This window comes from Aliiglaciecola sp. 3_MG-2023 (genome assembly GCF_030548205.1).
In the GTDB taxonomy this organism is placed as follows: domain Bacteria; phylum Pseudomonadota; class Gammaproteobacteria; order Enterobacterales; family Alteromonadaceae; genus Aliiglaciecola.
The window spans coordinates 369,540-393,553 of sequence record NZ_JAUORV010000002.1 but is presented as its reverse complement, the minus strand read 5'-3'; the positions used below and the strand labels follow the sequence as shown (position 1 = coordinate 393,553).

The following is a 24,014-nucleotide window of genomic DNA, read 5'->3' as shown; positions in this document are numbered from 1 at the left end:
TTACATACATATCGGTTTCATGTAGGCGGGTGCTTTAGCCCCGAGGAAATGCCTCATGGCCTAAAGACCATGCTACCACTCCGCGACAATTCCCGACAAACCCATGGTCTAAAGACCATGTTACATACATATCGGTTTCCTGTAGGCGGGTGCTTTAGCCCCGAGGAAATGCCTCATGGCCTGAAGACCATGTTACCGCTCCGCGACAATTCCCGATAAACCCATGGTCTAAAGACCATGTTACATACATATCGGTTTCATGTAGGCGGGTGCTTTAGCCCCGAGGAAATGCCTCATGGCCTAAAGACCATGCTACCGCTCCGCGACAATTCCCGACAAACCCATGGTCTAAAGACCATGCTACATGGAGTATTTTTGTGGAGGTGGTTGAATAAGGACTTAAAGGTTGGGTTTTGGCATACTAAAGTAATAGCCTTGGGCATACTGAATCCCCAATTCTTTTAATTTTTCCAAGGTTGCCCAATCTTCCACATGTACGGCCACAACACTAATTTCTTTTTGTTTCGCTAAATTAGTAAAATGTTCAACAAATTCGTAGGTTTGCTGATTTTCCATTAACTGAGATATTAACCCACCGGCTATTTTTATACCGTTGACGGGGAGGCTTAAGATACTATTGATATTGCTAGGTGTAGCGCCAAAATGGTCGATATAAATAGCAATATTTAAATCACGACATTGAGCGGCGAAGGTCTCAAAGCTATCCACATTCTCAAGTACTACCGCAGCCGTCAATTCTAATCCAATCCGTTTAGGATTCGGGTAATCATGAAGGGCTTCCGCCAAGGTTTGGATTAAGTCTGGATTTAACATATCTTGTTCATTGATATTGATGTTCCAGGCAGCATTAAGATCTCTAAAATAATTAGCACTACGATTTAAAATTGTTTCCGTTAATTGCGAAATACAGGCTTGTTGTTCGATGATATGCAAGAATTCACTTGGCACAAAGGTTTGCTCGTCAGGCGTCACTAATCTGGCAAGACACTCAAAACGCCAAACCGTTTCATGAGATATATCCATTATGGGTTGAAAAAAAGGAACGATTCTATCCAGACTAAAATTATCCGTGACTTCTTTAATGTGCATAAGTGTCCTCGTTACAGCATTATGTCCTCTGAGCGTCCGTTTATTTTTAAGTCATAATTTATCTTTGCTCAGATTTACAACAATAGCATCACTTTTTCAGTTCAGAAAATGAAACTTCTGGCGATTTGTTAAAAAACTGTATTTTTTATTAACTTAGTTCGTTTTAAAATTTGGCGATATGACGGATTTGCGCTAAAGTCCGCGTCTGAAAGTTTTCACAAGGGGTTACAACGAGTGGTTAAAGCGACAGCCAGTTTGGAACACATGTTCCGGGTATTTACCATGCCAGAGGGTAAAGATTCCAAACTTGCGCAAATAGAAGAGCATTTGTCAGATAATCTGTCGGATTTTCTATCGCAACATGTTGTGACCACAGCTAAATCTCTGGAAGATATTGAGCAAAATTTTCAAGAATACAAAGTACCCGAATCTCCAGAGTTTGTTTCTGCACACGCAGAAATGCTACTAGAAAAAGTCGTTGCCAACTCGGTTAATACCTATGCACCCACCTTCATTGGGCATATGACATCAGCGTTACCCTATTTCCATCTACCCCTAGCAAAACTGCTAGTAGGCTTGAATCAAAACTTAGTCAAAATTGAGACTTCAAAAGCCTTTACGCCCCTAGAACGTCAAGTTGTCGGAATGTTACATGAACTGGTTTACAGTGAGTCCAGTGCCTTTTATCAAACTCACTTACACAGTGCGAAACACTCTTTGGGGGCGTTTTGCTCTGGTGGAACCATTGCAAATATTACCGCCCTATGGGTGGCCCGAAATAAAGCTTTGGCTCCGAACGGAAGCTTTCGAGGTGTTGCGAAACAAGGCTTAGCCGCAGGATTAAAACATTACGGCTATGCCAATATGGGCATACTATCTTCTAAACGAGGACATTATTCTCTATCTAAAGCCGTTGATGTTTTAGGTTTAGGACGTGAGCAAATGCTGACAGTGGATAGTTTAAACCAGCGCTTATCTCCCGAAAAAGCCTTAGCAACAGGACAGGAATTTGAACGCCAGGGCAATAAGTTATTAGCCATTGTGGGGATTGCAGGTACCACAGAAACAGGTCATGTTGATCCCCTAGATGAACTGGCTGATGTTGCTAAAGAATTACAATGCCATTTCCATGTTGATGCGGCTTGGGGAGGCGCTACCTTATTTTCTAACCGCAATAAAGTTAAACTCAAGGGTATCCATAGAGCAGATTCGGTGACCCTTGACGCCCACAAGCAAATGTATGTTCCCATGGGCGCAGGTGTAGTGGTATTCAAAAATCCGCAAGACAGCAACGCTGTGCGACATCATGCGCAATACATATTGCGTGCTGGCTCTAAAGATCTCGGGGCGACAACCTTAGAAGGTTCCCGAAATGGTATGGCAATGATGGTGTATTCCGCATTTAACATATTTGGTCGTGAAGGATACGAATTGCTCATCGATCAAAGTATCGAGAAAGCTCAACGTTTTGCTTCCCTAATAGACCAACATGAGTATTTTGAACTCATCACAGCGCCAACCTTGTCACTGCTTACCTATCGTGTAAAGCCCCCTCACACTGACGCACAGGGTGAAATAGAGAGTGAAATGCTAGATAGGTTAAATGTCGCTGTTCAGAAGCAACAGCGTGAAGCCGGTAAATCTTTTGTGTCTAGAACCCGTTTAACCGTTGAAAATTATGGTTCAAGGTTACTTACTGTATTTCGGGTTGTGCTCGCTAATCCATTAACAACGGATCAAGATTTGAAAAATATTTTGCAAGAACAGGTGCAGATTGCCAAAGGCACTAAAGTTTGGAAAGAGCTTGAGGATCAAGCTCTACTGGATTCCAAACGATCAGTTGGTTAGCACTAAGCTATTCTAGGGTTACCTGAATATTATCAATCAAACGGGTTTTGCCTAAGAATGCGGCGCCTAAAATTACTAACTCTGTTTCTTCATGTCCCGGGCTTAACAAGGATTCTACTGAACGAATGTCGATATAATCGACGGTGAAACCTGCTTCGGCTAACTCTTCAGTTGATTGATGAATTAAACGACTGAAATCTCGTCGCCCCAACTGAATGTTTTCACTCAATTTCTGTAAGCAACTATACAAAGCGGGCGCTTTTTGTCGTTCAGACTCAGTTAAATAGTTATTTCGTGACGACATAGCTAAGCCGTCATGCTCTCGCACCGTAGGCACACCAAAGATTTGCAGGTTCATTGATAAATCTGTCACCATGGCTTTGATAACTTGTAATTGCTGAAAGTCCTTTTCACCAAAAAAAGCCATATTCGGCTGCACCATATTAAATAATTTACATACTATGGTGGCTACTCCACGAAAATGCCCAGGGCGACTCGCACCACAAATCATATAGGATAACCCTGGTACTTCTACAAAGGTTTGCTTTTCCAATCCCCGGGAGTATATATCATCCGCTTTTGGGGTGAAAAGAACATCCACACCCAAGGCTTCCAATGCCGCCATATCCTGCTCCATGGTGCGAGGATATGAGGCTAAATCTTCATCTGGTCCGAATTGCAAAGGATTCACAAAAATTGAGACCACTACAATGTCTGCGTGTTCTTTTGCTTGCTCAACTAGGTGTAAATGTCCTTTATGTAAATTCCCCATGGTAGGTACAAAAGCAATGGTTTTACCATCGTTTTGCCACTTCCTACGTATTTCTCTTAAGGGAGTTATATCACTAATTTGTTGCATAATTTGTCCTGTGTATTCTTAGCGATTAGTTAAAGCTATGCTCGGGGCCAGGGAAGACGCCATTTTGAACTTCTTCAATATAGGATTTTACAGCTTCGCGCATATCCCCTGTGATTTCCAAATAGTTTTTAGAAAATTTAGGCATATAATTGGCGCTCACACCAAACATGTCATGCATGACTAAGATTTGTCCGTCGGTATGTACGCCTGCGCCTATACCAATGACAGGAATATTAATTGCCTTGCTAATTTTTTCAGCTAAAGAGGATGGGACACACTCTAAAACTAGCAATTGCACACCAGCATGAGCCAAGGCCTCCGCTTGTTCAAAAAGTTGTTCTGCTTGTAAGTCTTCGCGACCCTGGACTTTGAAGCCACCAAAAACGTGAACAGACTGGGGAGTAAGTCCTAAATGCCCGCACACGGGCACGCCGCGTAAATTGAGGCCTTTAATCGACTCGAGTAGCCAATCACCGCCTTCAACTTTCACCATACTCGCGCCCGCTGCCATCAGCTTAGCTGCGTTAGTATATGTTTGTTCTGGTGTGGCGTAGCTCATAAAAGGCATATCGGCGATGACAAAAGCGCGTTCGGTGCCTTTGCGAACAGATGCGGTATGATAGGCGATATCTTCTATTGTAACGGATAAGGTGTCATCGCAACCTTGTAGCACCATTCCTAAAGAATCACCAATTAAAATCACATCAATCCCTTGCTCATCAAATAGCTTGGCGAAGCTAGCGTCATAAGCTGTTAGCGCTGTAATTTTTTGTTTATCTTGTTTCATTTTAAACAAGGTTGACGTAGTTACTTTCTTAGTCATATTAATCACCTTCTGCTAACTGAAAAGTGCAACAAAGTTAGAAGCTTGCTCACTTTTATTTATTTCCAAGTCACATCCTTTCTGATCACTTCAAGGCCATTTTTAGGGACACTTTTTAATACAGAAACTAAAGAATCGCCACATGGTAACACGAGTTCAGGGGCTATCTCACGTAACGGATAAAGTACAAACTCTCGTGTTTTCATTCCGTAATGGGGCACAACCAAATCGTTGCTTTGGATTTGCTCATTGCCGTACAAAATAATATCTAAATCTAAGGTTCTAGGCCCCCAACGTTCGGATTTTCGTTGGCGTCCATGGGTCTGTTCAATTGCCTGTAATTGTGAGAGTAAGTCTTCGGCAGACAGCTTTGTGGCTATTTCGACAACGGCATTCACATAATCTGGCTGATCTTGGGGACCCATAGGTTTGCTTGCATAAAAACTAGAACATTGTGTTACATGAGTGTCTTTCAGTTCGTGAATTGCCCGCAACGCCTCTTGCAATTGCTGGTCAGGTTTGGCCAAATTACTGCCCAAACCTATGTAGCTAGTTACGGGGTGCATTAGGAAGCGCTGGGTTTCTTTCTTTTCGGGCGACGGCGAGAACGACGAGCTGGGCCGCCTTCCGCTTCCCTAAGCTTAGTTAGCATTTGTTTGCGTTGTTCTGGAGAAACCTCTTGAAATTCAGTCCACCAATCCGCTAGCTCAAGCAGTTTTCCACCCTCAATTTGACCACGGATGAGCAGGAAATCATAGGCTGCACGAAAACGAGCATGTTCCAGCATTTGATAAGCTCTGCGCCCAAATCTCTTTGGCAAGCGTAATTGCAATAACCAGATTTCTCGCATCATGCTGGAAAAGCGTTTGGGGATCATAATGCGTTGTATTTGTCTGTGCAGGACGTCGTTAACGGCGATATTAAATGCATCGAAATGATTCAAGCCGGCTTCGTCCATCAGTTTTTGACAGTGCTCTTCAATTGGGTACCACAGAAATGCGGCATACATAAATGCCGGAGTGACTCTTTGACCGGTATTAATACGATTATCCGTGTTCATTAGCATTTTGCTAATAAACTGAATTTCCCGGCTGTCATTGCTTTTCAACAGGGGCGCTAGCTGTGGAAAAAGCGGTTGAATAAGATCATATTCCTGCATTAATTCAAAGGTTCTTAACCCTTGCCCAGAAATAAACAGTTTAATGACTTCCTCGAACAGGCGGGCAGGGGGAATATTGTTTAATAAACTACCCAATTGATGTATTGCTTCGGCAGATTTTGGACTGATTTGCATATTCAGTTTGGCAGCAAAGCGTACCGCCCGTAACATTCTCACCGGGTCTTCACGATAACGGGTTTCGGGATCGCCAATTAACTCTAGACGTTTGTCTTTAATCGCTTGCATCCCGTTGGCAAAGTCTGTCACCGTAAAATCGGTTACCCGGTAATACATGGCATTGACCGTAAAGTCACGGCGCTCGGCATCTTCTTCAATGCTACCAAAAACATTATCTCTAAGAATTTGACCTTCTTGACTTTGTTTACCGAGTACTTCGGCAGCTTTTTTACCTTTTTCATCGGTGCTGTTTTGGTGATGGCCTCTAAAGGTGGCCACTTCAATGATTTCTCGACCAAAAACCACATGGGCTAAGCGAAAGCGACGACCGATTAATCGACAATTTCTAAACAGGGCTTTTACTTCATCAGGAGTGGCATTGGTAACAACATCGAAGTCTTTGGGTTGTAATCCCAAAATCAGATCGCGGACACAGCCGCCGACTAAATAAGCATCGAACCCAGCACCATTTAAGCGATACAAAACTTTTAAAGCGTTGTCACTGATGCCTTTTCTAGAAATGCCATGCTCAGCGCGAGTGATAACCTTCGGATTGAGTAAATCCGAATGATATTCTTCCGTGTTTTTTGTCAAAGCGTTTTTGACCTTTTTGATCACTCGAGAAATGATGCGTTGGCTCCTGATAACACAAATTATTTTAATTGGCGCGCAATGATATACTGGATGAAAAGTATTTTCTATCTGTTGCTATAGCAAGTTATGGCTAATTTTGTGTCATCTGCACCAGGCAGTGACAAATTATCCCTGTTTTGCTTTGCAAACAATGCAGAATCCCGCCACATTTTGAAACGTTCTTTTCAGTTTAAGGGCCGTTTCGTAATAGCGATACCAACATAATTATGACGTAGCAACGAAATTACGACTATGATTATTATCTAGTTCAGGAAAGTGAATCAGCCCAAGCTTGGGTAGCCCAAGCCAGAATTTTGTCTACCTGTTGATTGCTTTGAAGCGCCTTCGGTAAGGTTAAATTAAGATAAGCCAAAGCCTCAGTAAGGTTTTTCGCGGGCCTGTCTAAATCTAAACTCGGCGCATGGTTTTGTTTACTAAATTTACGCCCATCTGAAAACGTCACTAAGGGTAAATGCAAACATCCTGGTACAGGCTTACCTAAGGTCTTAAATAACGCCCATTGACATGCCGTTGCAGTAATTAAATCCTCCCCCCTAACAATTTCAGTAATACCCATCTGAATATCATCCGCCACTGATGCGAGATGGTATGCATACAAACCGTCCTTGCGCTTCACAATAAAATCTTCTTGGGTTGCTTGGTTATTGACTTTGAGTGTCCCTAACCGGCGGTCGTTAATCTGGGAAATTTCAAATTGATTTTTTATACGTAAGGAAAAAGGTGGCTTGACCTGGGCTTTGTCTCTGCAGGTGCCAGTATAGAATTCACCTTTAGCCTTAATTTGTCCACGAGTACATTCACATGGGTAAAGCAAATTTTGGCTATGGAGTTGGCTTAATATAGTGTCGTAATTCAGCTTATTTTGGCTTTGAAAAATAGCGTCGCTATCCCATAACAAGCCATGGGCAATTAACGTGGCCTGAATATTTTCAATCGCGCCAGCTTGAATTCTAGGCGGATCAATATCGTCAATACGCAGTAGCCACTTGCCATTATTTACTTTGGCTTGTAAAAAACTGCCAAGGGCCGTGACGAGTGAACCCATATGCAGAGGCCCAGAAGGACTTGGTGCAAACCTGCCGACATAACTAGTTTGGTTCATAAATAATCAGCAACTTAAAGTTAACGCCCTAGAAACGACAAAAGCCGCAAGTTAGCGGCTTTTGAATTATCTTAAAAAAATTAACCTTGCAGCTGTTTTTCTTTAATTTCAGCTAGGGTTTTACAATCAATACATAAATCAGCGGTGGGGCGAGCTTCTAAACGCCTTACACCAATCTCAATGCCGCATGTATCGCAAAAACCAAAATCGTCTTCTTCGATTCGTTTTAAGGTTTTTTCAATCTTCTTAATTAACTTGCGTTCACGGTCACGAGTACGAAGCTCTAAGCTGAACTCTTCTTCTTGAGCAGCACGATCTACTGGATCTGGGAAATTAGCCGCTTCATCCTGCATATGGTGAACAGTACGATCTACTTCCTCACGAAGTTGAGAGCGCCATGCTGACAATATTTTACGGAAATGCTCGAGTTGAGCATCGTTCATATACTCTTCGCCGTCTTTTTCCTGATAAGGAGTTAGACCAGCTAGTGCTATTAATCCTAAACTTTTTTCTTTTCCAGATGGCATGTGCCAATTCTCCTACACTACGACACAAACGTTGTTTAGCGAATGAGGATATATAGCAGATTGCTATTATCCTAGCAAATTAGGCTCGGTCGAATATATGTAACTGTTACGCTTTAAAAGCGGTAAAATTGGCTTAGTAGATACCAATTTTATTGAATAAAAAACGATGTGCCGTTTTTTACGACTCGCAAACATAGACTCCTTAAATAAAAAATCAACCTTTTTTTTACAGATTGAAACTTAGTTTTTGATTTAATTGCACTTTTTGTTCAGACATTTTACAGCCATAGGCGATAATTTGTACCCCCGCATCAATTGCTGCTTGTAAAGTCGCCGAATATTCTGGATCTATATCCTCAGCAATGCGGATATTTTTAATCCCGGTATGTTGACTGCAAAATAATAAAACCGCATGTTTTCCGGCTTTTGCAATTCCACTTAATTCGCGTAAATGTTTACTACCGCGTTGGGTTTTTGCATCAGGGAAATATCCCTGCCCATCCCTTAGTAAGGTAACGGATTTTACTTCAACATAACAATCGGGCAGATTATCGGAGGTTAACATAAAATCTATTCTGCTATTTTCTTCTCCATATTTTACCTCTGCTTTATAGTCTTGGTACTGAGCTAATTCTTCTATTTTGGAGAGGGCAAAAGCTTCCGCTACCAACTTATTCGCATTTTGGGTATTCACGCCAATCCAATCACCTTGCTGGTTCTTGCTTAGCTCCCAGGTATAGGCAAGTTTTCGCTTAGGATTGTTAGCTGGACTTAGCCACACTTCAAAACCAGGGTCGCCGCAACCTGTCATTGCACCTGTATTTGGACAATGAGCCGTGACGATTGAACCATCTGAAAGTTCTACATCGGCTAAGAACCGTTTGTAGCGTTTTATTAGTTTGCCCTTGATAAGTGGATTAGGGAACAGCATATTACCTCTCATACCATGCGCTTTAGACTGCGCAAACTTCTCTGATACTAAGTGAAATCTGTATCGGATGCCAAAGAAAAAGGAAACCAGTATGTCACATCTTTTAGTCGAACTCAGTTATCAAACAGCACCTGCACAATGGGGGGAGAATGCCCTTGTGAGTTTTGATGCTGGTAAGGCGACAATTCACTTGAGCACTGACGATGCTATCGATACGCAATTATCCAAAATCGCAGTGGTAGGCCGTAAGTTGGATGGGATGAATTTGGCAGGTATCACCTTTAGTGGGGAGTGGAGCGAAGAACAACAATGGTCGTTAGCTTCTAGTTATCGTCGAGCGCGAAACGCAGGGAAAATTACCTGGCTAGACAGTGCTGATAAGAAAAGTTTAGAGCAACGTTATGCCGCTTTATGCTTCACCCGTGACCTAATTAATGAAACCCCAGAGCAACTGTCACCGCAAGAGTTGGCAAAACGCAGTGTTGACTGGTTAACTGAGCTGGCTGGTGATCATGTATCTGTTAAATATTGTGTAGGTGAAGAACTAGCAGATGCTGGCTGGGTAGGAATTTATAACGTTGGCAGGGGCAGTGAACGTCCCCCGGTATTGTTAGAAGTAGACTACAACCCATCTGAAGACGAAAATGCTGAAGTGGCTGCAGCCCTTGTAGGTAAAGGTATCACCTTTGATAGTGGCGGTTACAGCATGAAAAGTAGCGAAGGCATGTTGAGTATGAAGTGCGATATGGGCGGCGCAGCGACCGTTACAGGTGCTCTGGGACTTGCCATCATGCAAGGTTTGAACAAGCGAGTTAAATTATTCTTGTGTTGTGCTGAGAACCTAGTCAGTGGTCATGCATACAAACTCGGCGACATTTTAACTTATAAAAACGGCGTGACAGTTGAAATTGTGAATACCGATGCAGAAGGGCGATTGGTATTGGCCGATGGCTTAATGGCGGCTAGTGAAACCAATGCTCCTTTAATTATTGATGCGGCTACTCTTACTGGCGCAGCTGTTGCAGCTACCGGTGGTGACTACAATGCGGTTTTTTCACTAGATAAACCTGCCCTACAACAATTTATTATCCAATCCGAAAAACAAAATGAGCCAGTTTGGCCGCTTCCCTTAGAACTCTGGCATCAGGATAAATGTCCTTCGCCGTTCGCCGATACAGCAAACAGTCGGGCACAAAAAGGAGGAGGTGCAGGCGGCGCGTCAAATGCAGCAGGTTTCCTATCTCGTTTCGTGGGTAACCAAGGTAAAGGATGGATACATGTTGATTTAGCCGCTGCATATAATGGTAGCGGTACCAGTCACATGCCCGCTGGTGGCAGTGGTATCGGCATCAGGGGTATTGCGCAAGCTCTATTAGAGGCATAAAAGACAATTTCTACTCTTGCTAGCGGTTCACTACTATGCTGAACCGCTTTACCATTCAATTCTGAATCTAGGGTTAGATGTTATTAATCCTGCCATTAAGGTTTTGTTCTCAATTCTGCTGTAAATGGATACTTCAATCCATTGTTCAAATTTACAAAAGTAATACAAAGTGGGCGGGATTGCCTTTGGGAGTCTGTTGAAGGGATTGGCTGTTTGCAATTTTCCAGAATTAGAGGCTAACTAGGCAAAGGAGTTACAATAGTTTTATATTCGATTATGGATAAACTCTAAATAGGTTTACAATGCCGCGAATTTGAGATTTTTGGAGGTATAATGGATATTTGGTCTGCTGCGGTAATGTTGTTTCTTATCATGGATCCGTTAGGAAATTTACCTATATTTATGTCCATCCTGAAATCGATAGAACCCAAGCGACGTCGCAAAGTATTAGCACGAGAATTGATTTTATCATTGCTAATTATGTTCATCTTTTTATTCAGTGGGCAGGCTGTACTCGATTTCTTAAATGTGAAACAACAAGCCGTGAGTATTGCTGGCGGTATCATTTTATTTTTGATTGCAATTCGCATGATTTTTCCGAACAAAGGTAGCCACGACGACGATGTTGGTGAGCAAGAACCTTTTATTGTTCCATTAGCTATCCCGATGATAGCCGGTCCCTCACTGTTGGCTGCTTTAATATTACTGGCTAATCAGGACCCCTTAAGAATGTTTGATTGGTCGTTAGCGCTTTTTTCAGCTTGGGCTGTGTCGGCAAGTATTTTATTGTTTTCCGGTGTGTTTTTTAAGATTCTTGGAGAACGAGGCTTGATTGCCATAGAGCGTTTAATGGGCATGATACTTATTATGTTGTCGATACAAATGTTTCTCGATGGCGTCGGTAATTACTTTTCAATTGGAGTGACGAATTGAGCGCTAAATTAAATACATTTCAAAAAGTTCGAGAGTTAACTGGCTGGCATGCAGTTGCTTACGCAGCAACACTAGCTGAGCGGATGAAGCCAAACTTTCAATTGTTTTGTGAAACGGCAGAGTTCGACGATGAAGGGCAATTCCATAAGTCTATGGAAGCGATATGGCAGTGGCTGTCTCGCACTGGCTCAAAAATCAACTTCACTTTACAGTTAGAAAAAATTGAGAATGTGACCCCTGATGCCGCGGAACACGATAGCTTTGGGGTGTATCCCGCTATTGATGCGGCCATTTCATTGGCGGCTATTATCTCTTTAATCACCAATGATGAACCTCAAGGTGCTGTCATAGTATCGAAGTTATCCCAAGGCAGTGTAGAAGCTTTTGTTGAACTAGTATCTGAGCAATCATTGAGCTCTCAAGAAATAAAAGAGCATCCTCTAATGCAGTGGGAAGTGGCATTTCAGAATGAATTATTAGAGCAAATCAGCGACTTGCCTGAAGGGGCGAAGAGCGTGAAACTACTTAGGGAAATGGCAACAAGCGAAGGTGTGTCAAATATTGGTTTAGAAATTAATTCACTTTAAAGAGTTTACTCGACACACTTTGGGTAGATTTTTCTTTGATACACTGCCAATTTTCTGGAACTGAGTATCCTTGGTTTTGAGTTTCACACTCGATGTAAATAATGCTGTCGGTAGTCGCCAAATTATTTATGCTAATGGCATCGATTGCCTTGGGGACTAATCCAGCATTAAAGGGCGGATCGATAAAAATCAGATCGAAATTGTCAGATAAGCGATTACATACCTCAAGACTATTACCCTGAATAACCTGAGTCTGTTGTTCGGATACCTGTAACCTTTCAAGGTTGCTGCTAATCACCTTCGCAGCCATTTTATCTAATTCGATAAAGGTTGCACTAGTGGCATGTCTTGAAAGGGCTTCAAAGCCAAGGCTACCGCTGCCTGCAAACATATCTAAACAACGACTTTCATGCACGTAGGGCATTAACCAGTTGAATAAGGTTTCTTTCATCCGATCCGTTGTAGGACGCAAACCTTGTGCCTCTAAAACAGCTAACTTTCTGCCTCGCCACTTGCCACTTATCACCCTGATTGAGCCAGTGATGGCATTTTGCTTTTTTACGCCTCGCTTCATGAATCCAAGAAATGCTATGATTGTCAAAATTGGACGATAGTGTATACCTTTAAGCACTTTTCTGCATGCACACTTTGTGAAAAGTCAGGTCGCTATCAAGAAACTATATATAAGTCGGTTTTTGTTGCTTAGAAAGACAATTTCGCAGACTCACATTATCAAGAGAATTAACTTAAGCATGTCTAAATTTTTCCGCTGGTTCAATAAAGATAAAGATGAAAAATCAACACCGTCCGTCGAACAAGATGAGGCGCTGCAGGATATCAATGAGAAAGACGTTGAGACGCAAGAATCCTCCGTGTCGGAAACGCCAGAAGAGCTGATTAAAGAAACCGTATCTAATGAGACTTCAAGCACTGCTGCGGAGGGGGAAATTGAGACTCCTAATCGTGTCGACAATGACAACATTAAGTCGTCTAAACCCGTTGACGATTTGCCCCCACCGCTACAAACTGCTGTAGAGCCAGAGCCAGAGCCAGAGCCAGAGCCAGAGCCAGAGCCAGAGCCAGAGCCAGAGCCAGAGCCAGAGGGCTTCTTCAGCAAGCTAAAACGTGGGCTATCACGAACTAAGCAAAATTTAGGCAGTGGTTTTGTTAGTTTGTTTAAAGGCAAAACCATTGATGACGACTTATTCGAAGAGCTTGAAACTCAGCTGTTAGTTGCCGATTTAGGTATGGATACAACCACTAAAATTATTAACGAATTGACGGAAAGTGCCAATCGTTCACAACTCAAAGATGGCGAAGCCTTATATCAACTTTTGAAACAGCAAATGTCGGATATCTTAGGACAAGCCAGTGAGCCACTTGATATTGATGGGACGGACGGACCTTTTGTGATTCTTATGGTGGGTGTTAACGGGGTGGGTAAAACCACAACCATTGGCAAACTAGCAAAGCAATTCCAACAACAAGGTAAAAAAGTGATGTTGGCCGCTGGAGATACCTTCCGAGCCGCAGCCGTTGAGCAACTTCAAGTTTGGGGTGAACGTAATAATATTCCTGTCGTTGCACAACAAACTGGCTCAGACAGTGCTTCGGTCATTTTTGATGCGTTGCAATCAGCTAAAGCCAAAAATATGGATATTTTGATTGCTGATACTGCTGGTCGACTACAGAATAAAGATCATTTGATGGAAGAGCTCAAAAAAGTGGTGCGGGTGATGAAAAAGATCAATCCCCAAGCACCCCATGAAATTATGCTTACTATCGATGCGGGAACCGGACAAAATGCGATTAGCCAAACTAAACTATTCCATGAAGCAGTAGGACTAAGTGGGATTACGTTGACGAAGTTAGATGGCACCGCTAAAGGTGGCGTCATATTCGCACTCGCCGACAAGTTTGACGTACCTATTCGTTATATTGGGGTGGGTGAAGGAATTGATGATCTTCGTCCATTTGAAAGTCAACAGTTTGTAGAAGCGCTATTTCAAGATAACGAAAGTTAAGTGTAGGTAATATCGTGATCAAGTTTGAACAGGTAAGTAAAACCTATCCGGGCGGACAGCAAGCTTTACGTAAAGTTAGCTTTCATGTTGAGCCGGGTGAAATGGCATTCTTGACCGGCCATTCAGGTGCGGGTAAAAGTACTCTGTTGAAACTCATTAGCATCATGGAACGCCCAACTGTGGGACGAGTACTTATCAATGGCCATGATCTAAATACCATACATCGGCGACAAATTGCCTACATTCGTCGAGACATCGGAATGATCTTTCAAAGTCATCAATTACTGCTGGATAAAACGGTCTTTGATAATGTTGCATTGCCCCTTGTCATTGAAGGTTATTCCCACAAAGAAACAACCAAACGAGTGCATGCCGCCCTGGAAATGGTAGGCTTGCGTGACAAAATTAGAAGCTTCCCATTGATGCTCTCAGGGGGAGAACAACAACGTGTTGGGATTGCCAGAGCGGTAGTGAATAAACCACCATTGTTGTTGGCTGATGAGCCTACAGGTAATTTAGATCCTAAGTTATCCATGGAAATCATTCGTTTGTTCGAAGATTTTAATCAAGCTGGGGTGTCCGTTTTTATTGCGACCCATGATTTAGGCTTAATAGCTAGAATGAAATATCGTTCCTTAACTTTGAAACAAGGGCAAATGATCACCGATGGTTTGAGTGAAGAATGGGACAATGAAGAGACTAAGGAGTACGATTTTTAATGAGTATTCTGTTTAAAGGTCGACCTCAGGGGGCTTATTCGTCAAAAATTGGCATGCTGCAACGTATTAACATGTTTTTTGTCAGTCACGTTAGACAAGCATTGGGTAGTTTAGGTGAATTATGGCGAGCCCCTTTAGCATCACTGATGACAGTAGGTGTGCTTGGTTTAAGTATCACATTGCCTAGTACCTTTTATATTTTAGTTAAAAATGCAGAGTCGATTGCTGAAAATTGGCAACAGGCTTCTGAAATAACACTATTTCTGCGTAAAGGAACGCAATCTAAAGATGCCAATCAATTGGTTACACGGCTTGGTCTATGGTCAGAAATAGATTCTGTGACTTATATTCCAGCAGACCAAGGGTTGATTGAGTTTCAGCAACAAAGTGGCTTGGGTGAAGCTTTAAACTATTTGGATGAAAATCCATTGCCTGATGTTATTTTAGTTAATCCTACTTCGCAAAATACATCGCCATTGGCGGCAAAACAGTTACTAGACAAACTGAATCGAGAACGCCATGTAGAGGTGGGTAAGCTCGACATTAAATGGTTGGAGCGCTTACATGGTTTTTTATCTATTGCTAAAGAACTTATCTACGCAGTTGCCCTTCTGCTATTCCTTGCGGTGGTGTTAATTATAGGCAACACCATTCGTCTCAATATTCTAAGTCGACGGGATGAAATCTTGGTCATGAAACTGGTAGGTGCTACCGATGGCTTCATTCACCGCCCATTTATGTACACAGGAATGTGGTATGGCTTATTGGGAGGGTTAATGGCTTGGTTTGCAGTCATTCTCTTGCTTTGGTGGATGGGAGGAAGCATTGATGCATTGACTGCCCAGTATGACAAGAATTTCGACCTGACTGGCTTAGACCTGACTTCTCTGCTCGTTATGCTTGGTGTATCGATCTTTTTAGGTTTAGCTGGTTCAATGATTTCCGTCCAAAAACATGTCAGAAGTATCGAACCAAAATAGGTTTAGCGGTTTTTTCGGCCCTTAGTCACATAGTTAAAGCTATTATGGCTCTATACTATCTAAGCGATTGCTTTGGGATAATGGGGAGAGATGGACTGGCGAATAGTATTGCCCCATAAAACGGCTTGATTGAACATGTGATGTAAGTATTTTTGCTCAATTTCCAGTACTTCAGAGATTTTTCTGACTTTCATCCATGTCGCACTTTCGAATGCTCTGGCCAATAAAATGTACAGGTAAAAATCGTTTTTTCCGCCGCACAATGCAAATTTCACTTCATCTACAATGGGCATTTTCGTGACGAGTTCCTGCATGTCTTGATCTAACAAAGCGTCTAATAAGGAAAATAATCCAGCCATGAATCCAGTGGGTGGGTTATCTCCAACTTTGCGGTGCTTTGCAATTAAATCACAGAACTTGGCTCGCACCAGAGACATATGCAGTAACTCCATCGGCTTATCATCAGCAAGATTTGCTAATGCCAGCAACGCGATGAATTTTTTAATCTCTACTTCACCCATGTAGTTTAAAGCATGTTTCAAAGACGTGATTTTAAAACGTTTATTAATCATTGGGTTGTTGATGAATCTCAACAACATGTATGACAACCCCACATCTCTTTCAATAATTTCATTTATGCGATCAATACCAAAACTTTCATTGGCCGTTTCGCCGATTAATTCGACCAGTGACAATTTGTTTACAGGCAAAGGGGCTTGGTTAATATTAAGCGGCTTCGAAAAGAAATAACCTTGAAAATAATCAAATCCTAAATCATTGAATGATATAAAGTTTTGAAGTGTATCTACATTATCTGCAACCATTTTCACGTTGGCATGGGAAAACCGCGGCATTTGTTTCGCGATATTAGGAAAGGCGTGTTGGAAAGTGTCAATTTTAACAATATCAACTAAGCTCAATAACTCGCTACTAGTGGTTAATTTTGGTTCATTTAGGGCTATTTGAAAGCCCATGTTGCGGATATTTTGACAGGCTTCAATGATGGAATCTTCGCCATCGCTCGCTTCTGATACTTCCACCACCACGGTGTTGGGATCCAGGCTATTTGGTAGACCCTTTAAAATAGTTTCATTGGTAAAATTGATAAAAGACGTTTTCTGACAGGAAATATCGTCTAAGGCTAATTTTAAATTTGATTGATTTTGTGGTTGAGGTTGAGAGGGATCAACAAGTTTGTCAGGAAAACAGTTATTTTTGCCGTCCCTGAAGAACAATTCATAGGCAAATACTTCTTTATCCCTGTCTAAAATTGGTTGCCGAGCCACAAAAGCGAACATCTAAAGCCCCTATTATTCCATTGATACAAAATCTAATTTGTTATTTCTGATCATCTGATCATTGACGAATTGAGCTCGCTAAAGCGGATGCCCATTTTATCGACTCATTGTAAAAACTATGCAACATGTCTTGATCAAGTTCAAGTTTAGTTGAATGATGACTGACACCTTTCCAATCACCATATTCAAATGCGCGAGCAACCACTAAATAATCTCTAAGTTGTCCATTTACCCCATTTAGCGCATCGTTTAAGTCGTCGCTTAGTGGTAATTTTCTAAGTAATTTTGACATATCCTGATCTAACAGCGCATCTAACAGCGAAAATAGACCGACCAGATAACCTTTGGGCGGATTGTCAGCATTTTGTTTAGCCAAAGAAATAAGTTCACATAACTTAGCACGCGCCAAAGATAACCGAATTAATTCGGTTGGCTTTTCATCACTCAAATTTGCGATAGCGACCAAAGCGATAAACTTCTTGATTTCTACTTCACCCATGTAATTCAATGCATGACTTAAGGAGTTAATTTTATTCCGTTTATTCATAATTGGGTTGTTTATGAAGCGCAATAGCATGAAGGAAAGGGCAACGTCTTTTTCAACTATCTGACGTATTTTATCGAAGTCGAATTCTTGGTTAGCGCTTTCACGCATTAAATCGAGTAAATTAAGCTTAGCACTCGGTATGTTTTTTTGTCTGTGGGTTTCAGGTTTAGCGAAAAAGTACCCTTGATAAAAATCGAACCCCAGTTCCGAACAGCGTGTAAACAACGTCTGACTTTCAACTTCGGTTGCGACTAGCTTGATTTTTCCTTGATCAAAACGTGATTTATTATTTTCAACTAATGTTAAATCAGTGTTGGTTACATCTATTTTAATGAAGTTAATTATGGCCAGTAAGGGGTCCCATTTGGCGTCAAAATCATATTCGCTAATGGCGAACCTATAGCCTAAACCCTTAATGTGTCTACAGGCTTCTATTAATGTTTTTGATACCTCTGTATTACTCGCTAACTCAACGATTACAGTGTGTGGCTCTAGCATGGTGGGGAATCGGTAGAGTAAGGTATCCGTTTGAAAATTGATAAAGGCCCCTTTACCATCAGTGATTTCTTCGATCCCTAGGGAGAAATGACTATTTGCAATTATTTTTGCCGTTTTTTCATTAGATTCAATATCAGGGATCGCGTTATCTTCACCATCACGGAAAAGTAACTCATAAGCAAATACATGCAACTGTTTGTCAAAAATAGCTTGTCGTGCAATGTATGAAAACATTTATCCTTGCCTAATACTTGTTCATCTTGATCGAATTTTAGACGAGTATATTGATCTATTTTAATTTAAAATTAAACCTTTAAATATGATTCTTCGTCCCCATATAACTTGGATGTCTGTGATATAGACAAATTTTTTCAGTTTAAGTGAATTATTTTTGACCTTTTACGGTCTATATACGTAATAGATAATTGGCTTTGCCCGTATGTGTTGATAGAATACTGGGCTGTAACGAATAACGAGGTGAACATGAGCACAAATATGCAAGCTATGGCATTAAGCGTTCCTCACAGTGGTAGCATTGAATCTTATATTCAAGCTGTTAGCAGCATTGAGATGCTCACTGTGGAAGAAGAGCGACAGCTAGCAGAACGGTTGCAACGAGATGAAGACATTGAAGCGGCGCGTAAGCTGGTGATGTCTCATTTACGTTTTGTTGTACACATTGCTAAATCTTACTCTGGCTATGGATTACCCCAAGCTGACCTTATTCAAGAAGGTAACATTGGTCTGATGAAGGCAGTAAAACGTTTCGACCCAACTGTGGGTGTGAGATTAGTTTCTTTTGCTGTACATTGGATAAAAGCAGAAATTCACGAATTCGTACTGAAAAATTGGCGTATTGTTAAAGTTGCAACGACTAAAGCACAGCGTAAATTGTTTTTTAACCTGCGTAAAAACAAAAAACGTTTGGGTTGGTTTACCCATGCTGAAGTGCAGAAAGTAGCTGAAGAGCTAGGTGTAAGTACCAAAGAAGTACTGCAAATGGAAGCTCGCATGAGTAGCCAAGACCAAGCCTTCGATTTGTCTGCTGATGATGATGAAAGTGGCAGTTTTGCTCCTGTTCAATTTTTAGAAGACAAAACCACTGACGTAGAAAATGAAGTGATTAACTCCGATTGGGATACTAATGCTTCTAAACGTCTGCATTCGGCAATTAAAACCTTAGACGAACGTAGTCAACATATCATTCAAACTCGTTGGTTGTCAGATGACAAACTAACACTTCAAGATTTGGCTGATAAATACGAAGTCTCTGCGGAACGTGTGCGTCAGATTGAAAAGAATGCAATGAAAAAGTTGCAGTCTGCAATGGCAGCATAATTAACGAGTTCAATTTTGGTTGAATGCCGTTTTTAAAAGCGCGAATTATTCGCGCTTTTTTGTGTCTGCTTATTTCCTCAGTCTTTTTGTTCTAATTCAGTGTTTTTACTCGGCAATATCCAGAAGACCCCTTTAAATTCAGCTACCGGTGATTCACCATCTAATATATCTACCTGTAGTTTCACGGCGGCTTTTTTCTTTCTTTCTAGCAAATCGAGTTTACCTTCTAGGGACTCAATATTGCATAAAGCTCTAGGTTGCATGGTAATGGGTTTGTGGTAATGAATATCGCCGTCTCCCAACACTATTTCTCCATCTAGTGCTTTTTCTTTGAGTTTTAAGTGGATCATGCCCCAGCCCGTTAATGTGGCTAACGAGAAAATACTGCCGGCGAACATAGTGCCATGCAAATTAATGTTTTTATTTAACGAAGCACGAACCTCTAGGGTTTTGCCGCTATATTGATAAAGCTGTATTCCCATTTGCTCACTAATTGGAATAGTTTCATGCCAGGTGTTCTGAAGCTCTTGGCACCACTTGGGGTGCAACATGACCTGGTTTACATCGGACAGCTTTTTGATCATTTGAGAACGTTTTAGTTTTCCCATTTCAGTTGGCGCTTCTTTTTCAACCACAAATCCACACGCTTCGAAGAACTCAATGGAAATACGACGGCTGTTGGTTACTAAGCGCTTTGCACCTTGCTGACGCGCCACTTCCTCTAAAGCAGAATAGATCAACTTGCCTAATCCTTTGCCTTGGCATTCTTTTGCAACGGCAATGTGTCTGATTTGGGCCTCTTCAGACATGTTCAAATGAACTCGGCCTACGGCAACGACTTTACCGTTTCCATCAACCACCATTCGATGCTCACCTACTTGTTCGTATTCATCTTTCTCCGAACCTAATGGATGATTCCACGGCTCTCTCAACATTTCCCAGCGGAAATGGAAATACTCTTCAAGTTGTTGCTCCGTTTTAGGTGTTTCTATTCTATACATACAATAAGTCGTCTCTTTTATTACAGGTCAGTTCAAGCCAGATATTTTAACCAATGACGCAGTCAACTCTTCACTTGATACAGATATTAGCCCGCGAAAAATGTTCATCATTAAAACGCAATCGCAGACGACGCACAATAGATAGGTTAATTTATTTGAAGATGAAATGTAACGGGGCCATCGTTTGTAAGCGATACTTTCATGTCGGCACCGAACTGGCCTGTCTGGCATTCAACACCTTGTTGTTGGCAATATTCAACAAATTGTTGATACAAATGTTTCCCCTGTTCTGGAGGAGCCGCATCGGAAAAACCAGGCCTATTGCCTTTGCTAGTATCAGCCACTAAGGTAAATTGTGAAACGATTAGCATGGCTCCGCCAAATTGCTGAATATTAAGGTTCATTTTACCCTCAGCATCACTAAATATTCTTAATTTCATCAGCTTATTGGCAAGCTTTTTAACTGTTTCTTCGCTGTCTGACTTTTCGACTCCTAACAACAACATCATGCCCTTGTCTATTTGGCCAACAATATTATTGTCAATTTCTACATGGGCTTGGGTTACCCGTTGAATTAGTGCTATCAAGATTGTTTCTCTTTCAAAAATTTAGCCATTCTATCGGTTGCGTGACAAATTGCATCGCTTATTCTTGGGTCAGATGCACTGTGTCCGGCTTCAGGTACAACTAGCAACTGGCCTTCACGCCAAGTTTTACTCAAAGTATATGCGTTCTCCATCTTACATACGATATCAAAACGCCCATGGATTATGGTACCTGGAATGGCATCGATTTTATGAATATTCTGTAAAATTTGGTTTTCCGATATGAAGCAGTTATTTTTAATATAATGACATTCCAGCAGCGCTAAACTGGCAGCGCGACTCAAGTTTTGATGAAAATCGTGTTCCTTTATGGAGCTATTTAACACTGATATACGTTCTTCCCACATACACCAAGATTTTGCAGCATGCACGCGGCTGAGTTCATCTCCATGCAAGAAAATCTGGTAGAAGCGGTCGGTTATCGACATGTTTTTGGGGCCGTTCTTCACCAACTCTAGGAATTCGGTGTAATAATCGGGGAAGAGTTGGGCGGCACCGCCATTTGCTTCAATGAACCATTCGAAATCTTGCTTTCGCCCTAAAAAAACGCCTCGTAAAATAATTGCAGTCACTGTCTCTGGTTTAGCGATGGCACTAAGTAAAGCTAAAGTAGTGCCCCAAGAGCCACCGCAAAGCATCCACTTTTTGATAGCTAAATGTTGACGAATAAGTTCAATGTCTTCGAGCAGGTGCTTTGTGGTATTGTTTTCGAGTTTTGCAAAGGGCAATGACTGACCACAACCTCGCTGGTCAAAGCCAATGATTCGGTAAATTTCGGGATTAAAAAAACTTCGATACATTGCTGATAGACCTGCACCTGGTCCACCATGAAGGTACAAAACCGGCAAGCCCTCAGGGTTACCAGATTGTTCAAGGTAAATTTGATGCCCATCTCCTACGTCTAACATTTCGCTATGATAGGTTTTTATAGGTGGATATATATGGCTCATAAATTCCGCTTTTGTTTGTTTATTGAATCCATTTGCTTTAATTTAGCACTTAATTGATAAAATATAAGTTTTCTATTTAACAATAACGCGATTTTGGAGGCAAAAATGGCGGGACAAGGATCTGGCGGTAATGTGATTGCTGCAATTTGTAATATCTTTTTTCCTGGATTAGGACAACTGGTGCAGGGCAGAATTTTGGCGGCGCTTATTTTCGCCATAGTATTTTTTGGTGGCGCGGCCTTGTGGTTCTTAGTCGTTCCAGGAGTCATAGCGGGGATAGCTTATATTTGGGCTATCATTGATGCTGCTAAATACAAAGGCCCATAAGATGAACAAACTAATCATCATATTTTTTAGTCTAGTGCTCTTTGGTTGCCAAAGTGCATATTATGCAGCTTGGGAAAAACTTGGTGTTGAGAAACGCGATATCTTAGTTGATCGTGTCGAAGACGCAAAAGATTCTCAAGAAGATGCACAAGAGCAATTTGCATCCGCCTTGGATGAATTCAGTCAATTAATTAATTATGACGGTGGTGAATTACAAGACGTTTATGAAGACCTCAGCAGTCAATATGAAGCAAGCAAAGATGCTGCGGATAACGTGACCAACCGTATTGACAAGGTTGAGAGCGTTGCTGAAGCGTTATTTGACGAGTGGGCTGAAGAACTTGAAAAGTATTCCAATGCTAAGTTAAAACGTGACAGTGAAAGACAATTAAGAGAAACACAGCGACGTTATAAAACCTTGATTACTGCGATGCGCAAAGCTGAATCAAAAATGCCACCTGTGCTTTCAGCGTTGCAAGATAACGTTCTTTACTTGAAACATAACCTTAATGCCAACGCTGTTGGGGCTTTACAAGGTGAGTTTAATCTTATCAAAAAAGATATTGATGTATTGATTCAAGAAATGAATTCCGCTATTTCCCAAAGCAATACCTTTATCAGCAGCATTCAATCATAATAGAAGGGGCTGTTGCCCCTTTTTAATTATGCTGACTAAACACTGTTGTTTATCCCTGAATTTTACTTTCTCACTTAGATAGTCTATTCAGAATTTTCGTCAGTCGGCATTAAATTACGTTCTTCGCCTGTATCTTCTTCTGGCATCACTCGCTCAAGTGCGCGGGTGAATTCAGCGCCCACTAACACCAATATCCAACTTAAATATACCCAAACGAAGAGTATGGGAATAACTGCAATCGCACCATAGATCACTTGGTATGAAGGAAAGTTTTCGACGTACATGGAAAACATTTTTTTAGATAACTCAAACAAGCCGGCGGCCAATACTGCTCCGGACAACGCATGTTTGTAACTGATTTGTTTGTTGGGCACCACCATATACAGGATAAAAAAGGCCACTACCGAGGTGATAAAAGGAACGACTTTTAACAACAGCGTACTAAAACCAGGGGTATATTCATCGGCGTAATTTGCCAAACCAACCAAATACGAACTGACCAGAACACTGACACCTATTAACAAAGGAGCCAAAGTCAGTACCATCCAGTATATAGCAAAGGTGTAAATGGCTGGGCGCTCACTTTTAGCTTGCCAAATTCTATTGAGGGTTTTATCGACATTAGAAATGAGGGTTAACGCTACCACCACCAGAAACGCGATGCTCAACGCCCCCATTTTAGAGGCGTTATCGACGAACTCCGTCATATGTTTCTGTAAAACGTCACCTGATGTAGGAATGAAGTTATTAAAAACAAACTCTTCTAAGTGAGCTCGCACTTCTGAAAATGCAGGAAAAGCAGATAGAATACTAAAAAATACGACAATAAAGGGCACCAACGAAAGTAAAGACACATAAGCCAGGTGGCCTGCGGATACACCGATATTGTCTTTTTGGCAGTGGTAGAGCACATTGCGCACTATTATGTAAACGTGCCCTAAGAATGCTTTTAATTGTGCAAACCCCTTTTGCTCCGTCATGCCACTCTCGTCGTTA

At 41.5% G+C, this 24,014-nt stretch carries 25 protein-coding genes; 10 read left to right on the top strand and 15 right to left on the bottom strand.

Annotated elements, in window-relative coordinates; genetic code table 11:
* Nucleotides 1-399: 399 nt before the first annotated feature.
* Complete coding sequence (locus tag Q4574_RS03755; protein ID WP_303471654.1) at nucleotides 400-1,110, bottom strand: EAL domain-containing protein; 711 nt, start codon at nucleotides 1,108-1,110, stop codon at nucleotides 400-402.
* Between the two features lie 234 nt (nucleotides 1,111-1,344).
* Here Q4574_RS03755 and panP point away from each other — a divergent pair, with 234 nt between their 5' ends.
* Complete coding sequence (gene panP, locus Q4574_RS03750) at nucleotides 1,345-2,958, top strand: pyridoxal-dependent aspartate 1-decarboxylase PanP (protein ID WP_303471652.1); 1,614 nt, start codon at nucleotides 1,345-1,347, stop codon at nucleotides 2,956-2,958.
* Between the two features lie 7 nt (nucleotides 2,959-2,965).
* On the opposite strand, the gene panC is transcribed toward panP, so the two are convergent.
* From panC to sfsA, 7 genes are all read right to left on the bottom strand, one after another.
* Nucleotides 2,966-3,817 carry a pantoate--beta-alanine ligase gene (gene panC / locus Q4574_RS03745; RefSeq protein ID WP_303471650.1) on the bottom strand — a complete coding sequence of 284 codons (852 nt, stop codon included), beginning with the start codon at nucleotides 3,815-3,817 and terminating at the stop codon, nucleotides 2,966-2,968.
* 25 nt (nucleotides 3,818-3,842) lie between these two features.
* A complete protein-coding gene (gene panB, locus Q4574_RS03740; protein WP_303471648.1) occupies nucleotides 3,843-4,640 on the bottom strand; it encodes a 3-methyl-2-oxobutanoate hydroxymethyltransferase in 798 nt (265 codons plus the stop codon).
* A gap of 59 nt (nucleotides 4,641-4,699) precedes the next feature.
* Nucleotides 4,700-5,206 carry a 2-amino-4-hydroxy-6-hydroxymethyldihydropteridine diphosphokinase gene (folK, locus tag Q4574_RS03735; RefSeq protein ID WP_303471646.1) on the bottom strand — a complete coding sequence of 169 codons (507 nt, stop codon included), beginning with the start codon at nucleotides 5,204-5,206 and terminating at the stop codon, nucleotides 4,700-4,702.
* The gene (gene pcnB / locus Q4574_RS03730) at nucleotides 5,206-6,519 is read right to left on the bottom strand and encodes a polynucleotide adenylyltransferase PcnB (RefSeq protein WP_303471684.1); all 1,314 of its coding nucleotides are present in this window, start codon (nucleotides 6,517-6,519) and stop codon (nucleotides 5,206-5,208) included. Before pcnB ends, folK begins: the two co-directional genes overlap by 1 nt.
* Nucleotides 6,520-6,877: 358 nt before the next feature.
* On the bottom strand, nucleotides 6,878-7,732 hold the full coding sequence (gluQRS, locus tag Q4574_RS03725; RefSeq protein ID WP_303471641.1) for a tRNA glutamyl-Q(34) synthetase GluQRS: 855 nt from the start codon (nucleotides 7,730-7,732) through the stop codon (nucleotides 6,878-6,880).
* A gap of 80 nt (nucleotides 7,733-7,812) precedes the next feature.
* Nucleotides 7,813-8,259 carry an RNA polymerase-binding protein DksA gene (gene dksA, locus Q4574_RS03720; RefSeq protein ID WP_303471639.1) on the bottom strand — a complete coding sequence of 149 codons (447 nt, stop codon included), beginning with the start codon at nucleotides 8,257-8,259 and terminating at the stop codon, nucleotides 7,813-7,815.
* Nucleotides 8,260-8,485: 226 nt separating this feature from the next.
* Nucleotides 8,486-9,190: a DNA/RNA nuclease SfsA gene (gene sfsA / locus Q4574_RS03715; protein ID WP_303471636.1), complete on the bottom strand. Its 705-nt coding sequence runs from the start codon at nucleotides 9,188-9,190 to the stop codon at nucleotides 8,486-8,488.
* A gap of 91 nt (nucleotides 9,191-9,281) precedes the next feature.
* On the opposite strand from sfsA, the gene pepB reads away from it, so the two are divergent.
* The 3 genes from pepB to Q4574_RS03700 all read left to right on the top strand — a co-directional run bounded on the left by pepB (nucleotide 9,282) and on the right by Q4574_RS03700 (nucleotide 12,094).
* Nucleotides 9,282-10,574, top strand: a complete 1,293-nt coding sequence (pepB, locus tag Q4574_RS03710) for an aminopeptidase PepB (RefSeq protein ID WP_303471634.1) — start codon at nucleotides 9,282-9,284, stop codon at nucleotides 10,572-10,574.
* A 333-nt stretch (nucleotides 10,575-10,907) separates the two neighbouring features.
* On the top strand, nucleotides 10,908-11,507 hold the full coding sequence (locus tag Q4574_RS03705; RefSeq protein ID WP_303471632.1) for a YhgN family NAAT transporter: 600 nt from the start codon (nucleotides 10,908-10,910) through the stop codon (nucleotides 11,505-11,507).
* The gene (locus Q4574_RS03700) at nucleotides 11,504-12,094 is read left to right on the top strand and encodes a YjaG family protein (protein ID WP_303471631.1); all 591 of its coding nucleotides are present in this window, start codon (nucleotides 11,504-11,506) and stop codon (nucleotides 12,092-12,094) included. Before Q4574_RS03705 ends, Q4574_RS03700 begins: the two co-directional genes overlap by 4 nt.
* Here the strand turns inward: Q4574_RS03700 and rsmD are convergent.
* Nucleotides 12,081-12,668, bottom strand: a complete 588-nt coding sequence (rsmD, locus tag Q4574_RS03695; protein WP_303471629.1) for a 16S rRNA (guanine(966)-N(2))-methyltransferase RsmD — start codon at nucleotides 12,666-12,668, stop codon at nucleotides 12,081-12,083. The genes Q4574_RS03700 and rsmD overlap by 14 nt on opposite strands.
* A 178-nt stretch (nucleotides 12,669-12,846) precedes the next feature.
* Here rsmD and ftsY point away from each other — a divergent pair, with 178 nt between their 5' ends.
* From ftsY to ftsX, 3 genes are read left to right on the top strand one after another with little or no spacing between them, the layout of a single operon-like run.
* Nucleotides 12,847-14,118 carry a signal recognition particle-docking protein FtsY gene (gene ftsY, locus Q4574_RS03690; protein WP_303471627.1) on the top strand — a complete coding sequence of 424 codons (1,272 nt, stop codon included), beginning with the start codon at nucleotides 12,847-12,849 and terminating at the stop codon, nucleotides 14,116-14,118.
* A 14-nt stretch (nucleotides 14,119-14,132) separates the two neighbouring features.
* Nucleotides 14,133-14,837: a cell division ATP-binding protein FtsE gene (ftsE, locus tag Q4574_RS03685; RefSeq protein ID WP_303471624.1), complete on the top strand. Its 705-nt coding sequence runs from the start codon at nucleotides 14,133-14,135 to the stop codon at nucleotides 14,835-14,837.
* Nucleotides 14,837-15,817, top strand: a complete 981-nt coding sequence (gene ftsX, locus Q4574_RS03680) for a permease-like cell division protein FtsX (RefSeq protein WP_303471622.1) — start codon at nucleotides 14,837-14,839, stop codon at nucleotides 15,815-15,817. Before ftsE ends, ftsX begins: the two co-directional genes overlap by 1 nt.
* 59 nt (nucleotides 15,818-15,876) lie before the next feature.
* On the opposite strand, the gene Q4574_RS03675 is transcribed toward ftsX, so the two are convergent.
* The gene (locus Q4574_RS03675; RefSeq protein ID WP_303471619.1) at nucleotides 15,877-17,115 is read right to left on the bottom strand and encodes an EAL and HDOD domain-containing protein; all 1,239 of its coding nucleotides are present in this window, start codon (nucleotides 17,113-17,115) and stop codon (nucleotides 15,877-15,879) included.
* Between the two features lie 58 nt (nucleotides 17,116-17,173).
* Nucleotides 17,174-18,394 carry an EAL and HDOD domain-containing protein gene (locus tag Q4574_RS03670; protein ID WP_303471616.1) on the bottom strand — a complete coding sequence of 407 codons (1,221 nt, stop codon included), beginning with the start codon at nucleotides 18,392-18,394 and terminating at the stop codon, nucleotides 17,174-17,176.
* Nucleotides 18,395-18,643: 249 nt separating this feature from the next.
* Between Q4574_RS03670 and rpoH the strand changes: the two genes are divergently transcribed.
* Complete coding sequence (rpoH, locus tag Q4574_RS03665; RefSeq protein ID WP_303471613.1) at nucleotides 18,644-19,498, top strand: RNA polymerase sigma factor RpoH; 855 nt, start codon at nucleotides 18,644-18,646, stop codon at nucleotides 19,496-19,498.
* Between the two features lie 77 nt (nucleotides 19,499-19,575).
* Here the strand turns inward: rpoH and Q4574_RS03660 are convergent, their stop codons facing one another.
* The 3 genes from Q4574_RS03660 to pip form a co-directional block, all read right to left on the bottom strand.
* Nucleotides 19,576-20,499 (bottom strand): bifunctional GNAT family N-acetyltransferase/hotdog fold thioesterase, encoded by a 924-nt coding sequence (locus Q4574_RS03660; RefSeq protein WP_303471611.1) that lies wholly within the window; start codon nucleotides 20,497-20,499, stop codon nucleotides 19,576-19,578.
* A 146-nt stretch (nucleotides 20,500-20,645) separates the two neighbouring features.
* A complete protein-coding gene (gene dtd, locus Q4574_RS03655; RefSeq protein WP_303471608.1) occupies nucleotides 20,646-21,086 on the bottom strand; it encodes a D-aminoacyl-tRNA deacylase in 441 nt (146 codons plus the stop codon).
* Nucleotides 21,083-22,054 (bottom strand): prolyl aminopeptidase, encoded by a 972-nt coding sequence (gene pip / locus Q4574_RS03650; RefSeq protein WP_303471606.1) that lies wholly within the window; start codon nucleotides 22,052-22,054, stop codon nucleotides 21,083-21,085. Before pip ends, dtd begins: the two co-directional genes overlap by 4 nt.
* Before the next feature lie 105 nt (nucleotides 22,055-22,159).
* Between pip and Q4574_RS03645 the strand changes: the two genes are divergently transcribed.
* Both Q4574_RS03645 and Q4574_RS03640 read left to right on the top strand, forming a co-directional pair.
* Nucleotides 22,160-22,381, top strand: coding sequence for a hypothetical protein (locus Q4574_RS03645; RefSeq protein ID WP_303471603.1), 222 nt, complete (start codon nucleotides 22,160-22,162; stop codon nucleotides 22,379-22,381).
* 1 nt (nucleotide 22,382) lies between these two features.
* Entirely contained in the window at nucleotides 22,383-23,018 is a 636-nt protein-coding gene (locus tag Q4574_RS03640; protein ID WP_303471600.1) for a DUF2959 domain-containing protein, read from the top strand.
* 83 nt (nucleotides 23,019-23,101) lie between these two features.
* On the opposite strand, the gene Q4574_RS03635 is transcribed toward Q4574_RS03640, so the two are convergent.
* The gene (locus tag Q4574_RS03635) at nucleotides 23,102-23,998 is read right to left on the bottom strand and encodes a virulence factor BrkB family protein (protein ID WP_303471597.1); all 897 of its coding nucleotides are present in this window, start codon (nucleotides 23,996-23,998) and stop codon (nucleotides 23,102-23,104) included.
* Nucleotides 23,999-24,014: the final 16 nt, after the last annotated feature.

Excerpts from the sequence above, each read along its gene's own strand:
- Q4574_RS03755 (WP_303471654.1), bottom strand. The coding sequence starts at position 1,110 with ATGCACATTAAAGAAGTCACGGATAATTTTAGTCTGGATAGAATCGTT.
- panC (WP_303471650.1), bottom strand. The coding sequence starts at position 3,817 with ATGCAACAAATTAGTGATATAACTCCCTTAAGAGAAATACGTAGGAAG.
- panB (WP_303471648.1), bottom strand. The coding sequence starts at position 4,640 with ATGACTAAGAAAGTAACTACGTCAACCTTGTTTAAAATGAAACAAGAT.
- folK (WP_303471646.1), bottom strand. The coding sequence starts at position 5,206 with ATGCACCCCGTAACTAGCTACATAGGTTTGGGCAGTAATTTGGCCAAA.
- gluQRS (WP_303471641.1), bottom strand. The coding sequence starts at position 7,732 with ATGAACCAAACTAGTTATGTCGGCAGGTTTGCACCAAGTCCTTCTGGG.
- dksA (WP_303471639.1), bottom strand. The coding sequence starts at position 8,259 with ATGCCATCTGGAAAAGAAAAAAGTTTAGGATTAATAGCACTAGCTGGT.
- sfsA (WP_303471636.1), bottom strand. The coding sequence starts at position 9,190 with ATGCTGTTCCCTAATCCACTTATCAAGGGCAAACTAATAAAACGCTAC.
- pepB (WP_303471634.1), top strand. The coding sequence starts at position 9,282 with ATGTCACATCTTTTAGTCGAACTCAGTTATCAAACAGCACCTGCACAA.
- Q4574_RS03705 (WP_303471632.1), top strand. The coding sequence starts at position 10,908 with ATGGATATTTGGTCTGCTGCGGTAATGTTGTTTCTTATCATGGATCCG.
- rsmD (WP_303471629.1), bottom strand. The coding sequence starts at position 12,668 with ATGAAGCGAGGCGTAAAAAAGCAAAATGCCATCACTGGCTCAATCAGG.
- ftsY (WP_303471627.1), top strand. The coding sequence starts at position 12,847 with ATGTCTAAATTTTTCCGCTGGTTCAATAAAGATAAAGATGAAAAATCA.
- ftsX (WP_303471622.1), top strand. The coding sequence starts at position 14,837 with ATGAGTATTCTGTTTAAAGGTCGACCTCAGGGGGCTTATTCGTCAAAA.
- Q4574_RS03675 (WP_303471619.1), bottom strand. The coding sequence starts at position 17,115 with ATGTTCGCTTTTGTGGCTCGGCAACCAATTTTAGACAGGGATAAAGAA.
- Q4574_RS03670 (WP_303471616.1), bottom strand. The coding sequence starts at position 18,394 with ATGTTTTCATACATTGCACGACAAGCTATTTTTGACAAACAGTTGCAT.
- rpoH (WP_303471613.1), top strand. The coding sequence starts at position 18,644 with ATGAGCACAAATATGCAAGCTATGGCATTAAGCGTTCCTCACAGTGGT.
- Q4574_RS03660 (WP_303471611.1), bottom strand. The coding sequence starts at position 20,499 with ATGTATAGAATAGAAACACCTAAAACGGAGCAACAACTTGAAGAGTAT.
- pip (WP_303471606.1), bottom strand. The coding sequence starts at position 22,054 with ATGAGCCATATATATCCACCTATAAAAACCTATCATAGCGAAATGTTA.
- Q4574_RS03645 (WP_303471603.1), top strand. The coding sequence starts at position 22,160 with ATGGCGGGACAAGGATCTGGCGGTAATGTGATTGCTGCAATTTGTAAT.
- Q4574_RS03640 (WP_303471600.1), top strand. The coding sequence starts at position 22,383 with ATGAACAAACTAATCATCATATTTTTTAGTCTAGTGCTCTTTGGTTGC.
- Q4574_RS03635 (WP_303471597.1), bottom strand. The coding sequence starts at position 23,998 with ATGACGGAGCAAAAGGGGTTTGCACAATTAAAAGCATTCTTAGGGCAC.